This is a genomic window from Lentibacillus salicampi, from assembly GCF_004565465.1.
GTDB classification, from domain to species: domain Bacteria; phylum Bacillota; class Bacilli; order Bacillales; family Amphibacillaceae; genus Lentibacillus; species Lentibacillus salicampi.
The window spans coordinates 20,644-31,310 of the sequence record NZ_SRHY01000038.1 but is presented as its reverse complement, the minus strand read 5'-3'; the positions used below and the strand labels follow the sequence as shown (position 1 = coordinate 31,310).

At 40.9% G+C, this 10,667-nt stretch carries 13 protein-coding genes; 7 read left to right on the top strand and 6 right to left on the bottom strand.

The genetic code is table 11. The features are described 5' to 3' along the window. Positions 1-166: 166 nt before the first annotated feature. A complete protein-coding gene (locus tag E4U82_RS15760; protein ID WP_167751451.1) occupies positions 167-586 on the top strand; it encodes a hypothetical protein in 420 nt (139 codons plus the stop codon). A gap of 110 nt (positions 587-696) precedes the next feature. Here the strand turns inward: E4U82_RS15760 and E4U82_RS15755 are convergent, their stop codons facing one another. The 5 genes from E4U82_RS15755 to E4U82_RS15740 all read right to left on the bottom strand — a co-directional run bounded on the left by E4U82_RS15755 (position 697) and on the right by E4U82_RS15740 (position 2,195). After that, a complete protein-coding gene (locus E4U82_RS15755; protein WP_135111138.1) occupies positions 697-990 on the bottom strand; it encodes a hypothetical protein in 294 nt (97 codons plus the stop codon). A 50-nt stretch (positions 991-1,040) separates the two neighbouring features. Beyond that, positions 1,041-1,316, bottom strand: a complete 276-nt coding sequence (locus tag E4U82_RS15750) for a hypothetical protein (RefSeq protein ID WP_135111137.1) — start codon at positions 1,314-1,316, stop codon at positions 1,041-1,043. Between the two features lie 85 nt (positions 1,317-1,401). Beyond that, positions 1,402-1,569: a hypothetical protein gene (locus E4U82_RS20005; protein WP_167751450.1), complete on the bottom strand. Its 168-nt coding sequence runs from the start codon at positions 1,567-1,569 to the stop codon at positions 1,402-1,404. Between the two features lie 58 nt (positions 1,570-1,627). Further along, on the bottom strand, positions 1,628-1,900 hold the full coding sequence (locus tag E4U82_RS15745) for a hypothetical protein (protein ID WP_135111136.1): 273 nt from the start codon (positions 1,898-1,900) through the stop codon (positions 1,628-1,630). Positions 1,901-2,006: 106 nt separating this feature from the next. Beyond that, a complete protein-coding gene (locus E4U82_RS15740; protein ID WP_135111142.1) occupies positions 2,007-2,195 on the bottom strand; it encodes a helix-turn-helix domain-containing protein in 189 nt (62 codons plus the stop codon). Positions 2,196-2,492: 297 nt separating this feature from the next. Between E4U82_RS15740 and E4U82_RS15735 the strand changes: the two genes are divergently transcribed. The 3 genes from E4U82_RS15735 to E4U82_RS15725 are packed head-to-tail and all read left to right on the top strand — an operon-like array spanning position 2,493 to position 4,406. Continuing rightward, entirely contained in the window at positions 2,493-3,620 is a 1,128-nt protein-coding gene (locus E4U82_RS15735) for an FtsK/SpoIIIE domain-containing protein (RefSeq protein ID WP_135111135.1), read from the top strand. Next, entirely contained in the window at positions 3,613-4,152 is a 540-nt protein-coding gene (locus E4U82_RS15730; RefSeq protein WP_245183613.1) for a replication-relaxation family protein, read from the top strand. Before E4U82_RS15735 ends, E4U82_RS15730 begins: the two co-directional genes overlap by 8 nt. A gap of 14 nt (positions 4,153-4,166) precedes the next feature. Next, the gene (locus E4U82_RS15725; protein ID WP_135111134.1) at positions 4,167-4,406 is read left to right on the top strand and encodes a hypothetical protein; all 240 of its coding nucleotides are present in this window, start codon (positions 4,167-4,169) and stop codon (positions 4,404-4,406) included. Between the two features lie 846 nt (positions 4,407-5,252). Here the strand turns inward: E4U82_RS15725 and E4U82_RS15720 are convergent. Further along, entirely contained in the window at positions 5,253-6,071 is an 819-nt protein-coding gene (locus tag E4U82_RS15720; protein ID WP_135111133.1) for a ZIP family metal transporter, read from the bottom strand. Between the two features lie 495 nt (positions 6,072-6,566). Between E4U82_RS15720 and E4U82_RS15715 the strand changes: the two genes are divergently transcribed. From E4U82_RS15715 to E4U82_RS15705, 3 genes are all read left to right on the top strand, one after another. Further along, positions 6,567-7,004, top strand: coding sequence for an HI0074 family nucleotidyltransferase substrate-binding subunit (locus tag E4U82_RS15715; protein ID WP_135111132.1), 438 nt, complete (start codon positions 6,567-6,569; stop codon positions 7,002-7,004). 1 nt (position 7,005) lies between these two features. After that, entirely contained in the window at positions 7,006-7,299 is a 294-nt protein-coding gene (locus E4U82_RS15710) for a nucleotidyltransferase family protein (protein ID WP_135111131.1), read from the top strand. Between the two features lie 208 nt (positions 7,300-7,507). After that, the gene (locus E4U82_RS15705) at positions 7,508-10,648 is read left to right on the top strand and encodes an Eco57I restriction-modification methylase domain-containing protein (protein WP_167751449.1); all 3,141 of its coding nucleotides are present in this window, start codon (positions 7,508-7,510) and stop codon (positions 10,646-10,648) included. Positions 10,649-10,667 lie beyond the last annotated feature (19 nt).

Below are 10,667 nucleotides of genomic sequence, written 5' to 3'. Positions count from 1 at the left end.
GTCTAAAACCTAATTACTCCTGTCTTGGCGGGAGATCAAGCCGTTTCATTGAAAATCTGATGTTCCACTCGCTAATTTACATATTTTTACATAAAACCCGTTATACTTCTGTCTAAGGCTCCTAGGAGCGCCCGCGGATAAAGCGCCCCAAAAGTCAATTAGTGAAATGGCTGACGAGGTCATCGCAGGTAAGCACGGCAGCGGTCACGAAAACAGACGTCAATCGCTTGGTATCAGCCAATCGAAATATGAGAAGGTGCGCGCGGAAGTTAATAGACGTGCATCCGGTAATAGTAAGTCCGTTGATGAAATGGCAAAAGAAGTCTCGCAAGGTCTTCATGGTAACGGGCATGCCAATCGCAGAAAATCATTAGGTGTTAGCAAAGCGACATACGAAAAAGTACGCGCTAAAGTCAATGGCGGCTCTGTTAGTTCTGGTGGCGGTAAATCTGTCAAACAAATGGCTGACGAAATCATAAACGGTAAAGGCATCCCTAACGGTCATGAAGCACGTAGAAAGCATTTTGGTATTAGTAAAGCAAAGTATGAACAGGTTCGGGCAGAAGTGAACAGGCGATTGTCATAAATGGAGCCGGGGTGATCCCCGGCTTTATTCTACTTCATATCCCACTATTTCAAATTCTTCCTCTGCCGTTTCCTTGTATTCCGGTACAATAATGTATTCTTCCTCGATGGTTAACTGTATTTCTTTGCTAGTTCTTCAGCTTCACGATTAATTTTTTGGTTGAGTAGCGTATTTTCCAAATCGTTGATATCAACCAATTTCATCTCAACAGCTTGCTTTGCTTTTTCAAAAGATACATCAGTCTGTACGCCAGTCGAGCCAGCCTTGTTAAACGTTTTTGCTAGGACTGTTTTAGACCCGTCACTGTGAAGTACGTGCGGGATGCTATCCCAGTACTCATATTTCCCAAATTCTACCGTGTACCCTAAATCTTCCAATTTATTTACAATTTGTTTACTTTCCATTTTAAATTCCTCCTAATTTTTATTGAGAGGGGCGGTGTGCCTGCCCTCTTTTATACTCTTTTTACCTCTGTTGCCGTTTTCCAATCGTCAACCATATCGTCGAGTCCGTTTGGTTCTTCCACACCGTTTGTCTCCCAGATCACTTCAACTTCCCGGCGGTGATTATCAAATCCTTGTGCTTTCACAGTGTCGCCGTCCAAGTATGGGTCTTGTGCCAGATTTACTGTGATGTTAATGTCGTCCGGGTCTTTAACTGTTCCGTATGTCTCACCGAGCTTGTGCCATTCTTCCCATTTCTTCAAATCTGCCGTGAAAATGTCTTTCATTTTTAATTCCTCCTTAGTATTTTTTATGTCCTCCCCTGATGTCTTAATTACATTATAATACATGTATTAGATAATTGCAAGGGATTTATTGAAATTCTTTTATTATTTTTTTTAGTTCTTCTAAATCGTCCGGATTAGCGTAGTTTTTAATGAATGTTTTGGTAGTTGACTTATAGGATAAATAGCGCTTATGCTCTTTATTTTTATCCGCCCACTTTTTATTATAGGCTTGTTGATCGTATTTTCTTTCCATTCGTATCACCTTTGCGTTATAATTTATTTGAAGATTGGGGCTCTCTTAATTGAGCGCCTTATTTTTGTTCCAGCTTTCTTAGTACGCCGTTCATTTGCTGGATAAGTTTGACGTATTGCCCGACAGTTGCTTTTTCAAGTTTTTGTTTTGCAGCTTCTACATTTACTGATTGCTTTCCAGTGATTTCATTGATGCGATTCATCGCGCGGATAAAATCGTTGTATTCCTTTTCTGCTTTTGACTTTGCTGTGAATTTTGTGTCTGCGTTCCCGCTCGTAATTTCAATGTGCTGCTCTTCAAACTGCTTTGCTCTTTCTTCGATTACTCCCATTTTAATCGCTCCCTTTTTTTTGACTGTAACTATATTATAATACATGTATTATATATTTGCAAGGGGTAAATCAAAATTCTTTTAATTTTTTCCGAACCCCTACATATCAACGTTCGTAGAGGTCTTTAATGTCGCAGTTTAAAATTTCTGCGAGATGGACGGCTCTATCCAAAGGAATCATACTCCTGCCGGCAATCCAATTTGAAAGTGTGTCCTTGTTCACATTTAATTTATCTGCAATGTATTTCTTCTTTAAACCACTCTTTTTTATCTGTTCATTAATAAGTAATCTCATATTATCACCTGTGTTATTATTCCACACAAAAATAAAAAATCCTTTAAAAATAATATTTTTCCGTAATTTTTATGTATATTTTCGGAATAACTGGATATACTAATACTACAAGCGCATATACGGATGCATAAACACTAGCACATGCAGTCGATTATTCAGCACCACTCACTCTCTCATTCCATTCATTCCTTCGTTTTATGCCTATAAAATTTAAACTTGTTTATATCTATCAAACTACTGATATACCAACATCCGCATATTCGTTTTGATGATCACATTAAGAATGGAGGGACGAATATGGAAACGATTATCGGTGCAGGCATTGCTTTATTTACGATGTATGCAGCTGATAGGTGGAAAAAATCCGATGCCGAAAAGATACAGCACACTTTTAAAAACATCGGGTATGCTGTTGGGGATCATGAGCCGCGATTGTTTAAAAAGCATAAGACAGACGGCTACACATTGTACACATATCATGTGCCGTTTGGGTTAATTGATGACGATAAGTTGCAGGTTTTGGAAAAGGTTTTGAATAAACCTGTTAAGATATCTTTTACGAACCAAAAGCTGCAGATCAAAGTCTACAAAAATAAAATGCCCGTAAAAGTTGAGTATGATTGGAATAAAACTGATGGATGGACTGTTCCGATGGGGCAATCACAGGAGCGGTTTATACTCCATGACTTTGATAAAATCCCGCACATGACCATAGCGGGGATGACCAGGCAAGGCAAAACAGTTCTTCTCAAATTAATATTGGCCCATCTTATTAACAATCATTCTGATGATGCGGAATTTATGGTTATTGATCTGAAGGGCGGTTTGGAATTTAACCAATACCGGAATTTAAAACAGATGAAGTCTGTCGCAAGTAACGTCAGCGAAACAAAACAGGCGCTATCTGATGTTTTAAATCAAATCGAGTCCGATATGTCACACTACAAAGAAAAAGGGTATACAAACGTCTTAGACACCAACATAAGTAAACGTAAATTCATTATCGTCGATGAAGCGGCCGAACTGGTTCCGCCCGGTCATTTGTCTAAAGACGAAAAGAAGCCGTATAGCTATTGCCAGCACGCTTTGTCAGAGATTGCGAGGATTGCCGGGGCTTTAGGGTATCGACTGATTTTCTGTACGCAGTACCCTACAGCAGACACGCTGCCGCGTCAGATAAAACAAAACGCAGACGCAAAAGTAAGCTTTCGACTGCCGACTGAAATAGCCAGTCGTGTGGCCATAGATGAGCAGGGAGCGGAGAGTATTGCGAACATCGGCAGGGCCATTTACCGCACATCGAAAAAACATATCGTGCAAGTGCCGTATGTTGAAAATATAAAGGAGAGGTTAGGTGATCATTTTGTTAGTCCAACAACAGAAGAAGACGCAGAGGGAAGAGCAGATACTGTGCAGTTTGGATGAGTTGACGTATGCCACGCGCGAGCAGCTGCAGGTTGTCAATAATTTGGCCGGTGATCGTAATGCTCAAAGAATACTGGCCCGGATGGAAAAGGACAAAATTATTCAGTCAGTCCGACATGAAAAGAAGGTTTATTTTTTATCCAATCGCGGCAAATCATTAATCGGCAGCAGTCAAGGTGAGTTAAAGAAATCATGGATACAGCACACTTTAATGCGGAATGATCTGTACATCCGTTTAGGCATGCCTGTGAGCTGGAAAAAGGAAGTGCCGGCAAAAATAAATGGTGAAATAATACTAGTCCCTGATGCCATGTTTACACTGAATAGCGAGCACTACTTTGTGGAGATCGACAATCAGCAAACCATGCAGACCAATAACGATAAGATTAAAAAATACAAACAATTATCTGATGTTATTTTGAAACAATTTAGCCACAAGCCCGTACTAATATGGTATACTTTATCAGAGATACGCAGACAAAAATTAAAGTCAGCATGTGAGCAAAATGAGGTTAATTTTAAAATTTATTGAGGGGGAGATTGATTATGGAGAAATTATCAAAAGTATTATTCTGGGGCGGCATTGCTTATTTTGTTATTATTGCATTAACTAACCTGGATTCAACATTCCATTTGAATGCAACACAGTATGTTCCTGAGGGAGAAGATCCGGATCCGTTACGAATTACAGAAGTAATTAATGACGTTGTTTATCCGGCCTACAATGCACTGATATTGATCGCGTTGTCGTATATTACGAAGTGTTTTAGTAAAGAAGAGGCGTAGCAGCCTCTTCTTTTTGTGGTAACACATATGGTAACAAACCAATAAAATTATCGACTTAATGCAACTTACCATGATATGCGATAAACATTGACATTATGCCTTTTTGTTTATAAATAAAATGATAATCAAACTACTCGATAGATTCCCACCGTCTCCACCAATACATATGTTGGTGGTTTTTATTTGTCGTATCGAACTTATAATAACAGGTCTCATCATATTAGCTTGCGATACTATCAGAAATATCCCAATGTAAATCCCCATTGTTTATGTGCTGTAAAAGTACATTTTCATCCTGTATATCTTAAAAGCCACCATTGTCAGTACTCATGACATCAATACTATTTTCTCATAACATGATGGAATAGCGGCTTTTGTCTGTATCGATATCTATCCAATATTGCAATTCCGTCGGCGGCTGATCGCTTTTTGTCAATTTCATTTTGGTTATATGGAAGCAGCGCCGGGGCGATCCGCCGAAAATATCGTACAACCGGACATGGCGTTGACAGCTGTTCGCGTGCCCCTTGCGCTTGTCCGGCCATCGCCTTTATCATTGCCATCGTATTTATCTGGAAATTGGACGTATCGAAAAAATAGTTTGACGCTATCGTCGGCGAACTGAAAAGAAGGATTAGCGAGCGTGATTACCGCATCAGCCAGAAGCAGGAAGGATAAGAAAACCTGTTGTAAGGGACAAGCATCTGAACTATAACCCCATTATGCTCCGGTGTCACTTCTTTCAAAATAGAGTTGATCTGCGTTATAAGCACTATCAGCTACTGCTTTTTCATGGGAGCGGGAGTCAAATGAAGGCCACAATGGGCTCATTCGCAAAGGCAAGACTTACCCCAATGCGACATCGAGAATCATCATAATGGTGAATCCGAACATGACACTCATCGAGGCGAGATCTTTGTTGCCATTCTCCTGGGATCCCGGAATGACTTCTTCAGCTACAACGAAAATCATGGCTCCTGCGGCAAAACTCAATGCATATGGTAAAATTGGCTGGATGGCAGTAACTGCCAGTGCCCCAATAATACCAGCAATCGGTTCAACGATTCCTGAGGCCTGCCCATAATTGAAGCTTTTTCCCCGCGACATGCCTTCGCGTCTTAACGGCATTGAAACGGCAAGCCCCTCTGGAAAGTTTTGAATTCCGATTCCAATGGCTAATGCAACAGCTCCGGCAAGTGATGCAGATGGTAAGCCGGCGGCAATGGCCCCGAATGCTACGCCCACAGCAAGACCTTCCGGTATATTATGCAGCGTGATCGCCAATACAAGCAGCGTACTCCGCTTTTTTTTATTCGGATTTATTCCTTCAGCCTTGTCGATCGATGATGAGGTTGGGTGCAGATGCGGGAGTACTTTGTCGGCTCCCCATAAAAATATGCCTCCGAACAGAAAGCCAATTGCAGCCGGGACCCAGGCTGGTACATTTCCGCCATCAGCCATATCAAGAGCCGGTGAAAGCAGGGACCAAAAGCTTGCAGCAATCATGACTCCGCCGGCAAAGCCCAGCATGCTGTCCATCAATCGCTGGTTAAAATTTTTCGTTGTAAATACCAATGAAGCCCCCAGTGCGGTCATCAGCCATGTAAAAATGGTGGCGACTGCAGCCTGTATGATGGGGTCAAGAGATGTGAAGTAATCAATCATAATGTAAGCTCCTCTCGTTGATTCGCAACTGGTGATTAGGATATGTTTGAAATAAAAAAGTCATTCGCTTATCCATCTTTGTTTTATGAACACTTAAATGTTTACCTGGGTAAACTTTGATAGTCTATGAAAATAGAGTAAAGCTGATTGTATCGAATGTCAATCGTTTAGCTGGTTGTCCAATGACCTGATCTTTAACTGTTGTGGACATGCAACATTTTGGAATTCGGTTCGTGGGCATTCGCTGTTAAAAATCCTATAAAAGTTTCATTGTTGCCTAAAATAAATGTTTCATTTAGTCCTTTGCTAATGCAGAGGGCTGAATTTTGCTTCTTTGAATAGCTTCTGTATCCACCCCAAATCTTAAACCTGTTATTCTAACGAAACTTCTGTACCCCACTGCTTTTATTTGTGTTAAAATTGAATTGTGCTGAAGCGTGCAAAAATGTCTTGAATGAAATGATGTATTAATTCTAATTCGAAAGGAGATAAATGATGAGCGATTTATTTAATAAGTACGATGAGTCCATTCGACTATCCTATGAATACTCTTTTCGAATGTTAATGCATTTGAAGAATATTATTTCAGCATATGAAAAAGTTGACGGGAATGACGAATTGGCGAATGAGGTATATCGGGATTCAATAATTAAAAAATATGAGATGCTTGAGGAACTCGTGTGGAAATTGCTCTCTAAATTTTTCAAATCAAGAGGCCTGGAGCTTAATAACCCGCGCAGTTGTTACAAACAGGCTTTCAAAGAAGGGTTGATAGAGGATATCTCCATATGGAATGATGTTTTGGGATCGAGAAACTCAACAGCCCATATTTATAATGAAGAGGATTATGAGAAGATTAAGGGTAAAATTATAAATGAGTACACTGAAGCCGTTGAAAAGCTTCTATTAAAGCTTAAGGAACGCGTGATGTAAAATGTATGACATTGAAAAGCCTGTTTACGAAAATTTGATTGACTATTTTAGACAACACACTGGCATTATACAGGTGATATTGTTTGGTTCCCGCGCCAAAAATACAGCAAGCTTTAACTCCGATATTGATTTGTGTATCGCAGCTGGGGAAAGTTCGAAAGCGGATATAAAGGAAAGTATTGATGCCTTAATCGGCGTTTATTCATGTGATATCGTGTTTGCCGATGAACTGAATCGGGCGTTGAGTAATCAGATTGAACGGGATGGCATTGTCATTTATAAGGCTGAATCGTAAAGTTAACGTCTCCCAAACTTAACGTTTTCGTAAAAGAGAGCCATAAGGATTAACAATGAAATAGTACTTGATAAAATCAATTCTCTATGCTGACGTTCTCTTTATAAAAGAGAGTTTTTTTCTTGCGCAGGTGGTGCCCCTTCAGACATACAAAAACCACCTGTGCTATAATATCGGTGATATGCAACTTTCACAAGCAGGTGACATGATGCAGCATTACATATTTAACCGAAAACAGATCAGCGATGGACTTAAACACGATAAGCTTGAAAACATACCGGACTTTGAGAGGAAACAGCAGATCGTTGCCAACTGGCATTATTCCCTGACGCAGAGCGACCTTGAGAAAACAAAAGAGGAAGCGGTTCAGGGGGATTTTCTGACGCAGATTTTTTCATATATTCTTGGATACAAAGGACGGTTCGGTAAGCGCTTCTGGAATCTGCAGCAGGAACAAAAAGCAATCATGGACGGCACAAAGGCGGATGGTGCGCTGGGTTACTTTTCTGGCAGCGTATGCGATACACGTGTTGCGATTGAGTTAAAAGATGCGAAGACTGATTTGGACAGGAAACAAAATAGGGCTAATAACGAATCCCCCGTTGAGCAGGCATTTTCATATCAGTATAAATACAAAAACTGCCGTTGGGTGATTGTTTCCAATTTTAAGGAAATACGTTTATATCATGCTTCCACGATGACTGAGTATGAACAGTTTTTTATGCGGGATTTAAAAGAAGATGACCAAACATTCAGGAAGTTCTGTTTTTTGCTTTCCAAAGAGCATCTGATTGACCATGACGGCCGGTCTAAAATCGATATATTGTACGACAACAACGAAAAAGAAGAAGCGCATATCTCCCACGCGTTCTACCGCGATTACCAAAAAGTAAGCACCGAATTATTTTCGCATTTGTGCGAGCAAAACAACCATCTGGATGAACTCGTCATTTTCGGAAAAACACAGAAAATTCTCGACCGGTTTATATTCATGTGTTTTTGTGAGGACACGGGTCTTCTGCCACGTCATGAGTTCCGGGAAGTCGTGCAGGCAGCCAGGCATTCGTTTGATATGAGCAGCACTAAAATATGGAACCAGCTGAAAGGACTGTTCCATTCAATCAATCAGGGAAACCCTGAACGGCATATAAACCGTTTCAATGGCGGGCTGTTTAAAACAGATGACGTGCTGGATCAGCTGGTCATCCTGGATGATATTTTCCCGTTGTTTGAAAAAATCACGGCATACGATTTTTCCACCGAGCTTAATGTCAACATACTCGGCCATATCTTTGAACAATCGATTAATGATATAGAGGAAATCAAGTCGGAAATAACAGATAGCGCATTTGATGCTGAACAGGGCAAGCGGAAAAAAGATGGAATATTTTACACGTCACCCGGTGTCACGAAATTTTTGCTGCAGGAAACATTGCTTAACTGGATTGATGACCGTAAACAGGAATTACATGAAGCGGACTTGCCGAATTTAACCGAAAAAGATTTTGAAACATACAGGAAAACGAAACCGGACAAACGCCGGAAAAAACTGTTGCCGGTCGAGCAACACATTGATTTTTACCGGAAATTGCAAGAGCGCCTGCGTTCCATCAAAATCCTCGATCCGGCTGTCGGCAGTGGTGCATTCCTGAACACGGCGTTTGATTACCTGATTCAGGAAGGAGACAAAATCAACAAAAAGCTGGAAGAGATGCAGGAGGGTCAGGCAGAGCTGTTTGATATCAACCGGTATATTTTGAACCATAATCTGTTCGGTGTCGATCTGAATAAAGAAAGTGTAGAGATATCGAAACTTTCCTTATGGTTGAAGACGGCTAATAAACAGGATGAATTAACGTCATTGGATGACAATCTGAAAACCGGGAATTCGCTTATCAGCCAGCAAGGTGTGTCGGAAAAAGCGTTTGACTGGCAGCAGGAATTCCCGGAAGCCATGGATGACGGCGGTTTTGATATTGTCATTGGCAATCCGCCATACGTCTTTGCCAGGGGTAAAGGGTTCAGCGATGATGAAAAAGCCTATTTCAACATCCATTATGAACTGGCAGAATACCAGATGAATACGTATCTCTTGTTTATCGAGCGGTCTTACCATTTGCTGAAAGAGGGCGGCTGGTTTGCTTTTATCGTGCCGAATACATGCCTGACGATTGATTCATTTAAGAGAATGCGGCGTTTTTTGCTGAAAAATACCGGCAATCTCAAGATCATTAACATATATGACCGGATGTTTGCTGAAGCTGATGTTGACACGTGTTTTATTATTTTCCAAAAAGCGACGCCGACAACGGTTAAACTGGGCGAATATGTGAACGAGCATGTTGACATCGTTGCGGACGTTGAACCTGATGAACTTCTGGACGAGCAAAGCATCATCAATATTTCGTTGATGAAAAATAAACAGACTGTTGACGTTATGAGAAAGATTGAAAAAAGACATCTTGATTTAGGTTCGGTCGCAACAGTGAAATCCGGATTAGTCGCTTATGAGGTTGGCAGGGGTGCCCCGGTGCAAACGAAAGACATGAAAGATAACAGGGTGTATCACAGTGATCAGCAGATGGATGACACCTATTGGAGGTATCTGGATGGCCGAGACGTATGCCGGTACTATATTGACTGGAGAGGCAACTGGCTGAAATACGGCCCGAATCTCGCAGCAAAAAGGAGAGAACAAATTTTTACGGTACCGCGAATTCTGGTCAGGCAAATCCCTTCAAAGTCAACATATGCAATCAATGCCGTGTATACGGAAAAGGAAATCCTGAATGACCGCAATTCCAATAACATCATCGATTTTCAGAAGGATCCGCTGTTTTTGCTTGGTGTGATGAATTCCAAAGTTATAACGTTCTGGTTCATTAACAAATTTGATAAGTTCCAGCGCAAAACTTTTCCGCAATTTAAGGTGAAAGACTTAAAGATGTTCCCTATTCCTGATGTGTCTGAACAGGAAGAAAAGCAGATAACGGATGCCGTCAGTCAAATGCTTGAGTTGCAGCGTGATAAAAGCCAGGTATTGCACACAATGGAAAAAGTGGTGCTGCATGAGCTGAAAATCGATCAACTGCCTGTCAGGTTTCAGTCATTTTATGAGTGGGATGCTGATGAGCGGCTTGCACAAATCGATGGACTCAGGCGGGTATCCCTTACTGAAAAAAATGATTGGCTCGCGTATTTTCAGGACAGAAAAGGGATAATGGTTCAGCTGACGGAAAAAGAAGCAGAATTGAATGAAAAAATTGATCAATACACAGCGGATGCGTTTGGTTTAAGTGCTGACGAAATAAAACTGATTGAGGAAAACTTGCGGGAATTTCAGGAATGAGCGCCTTCTTACACGTAAA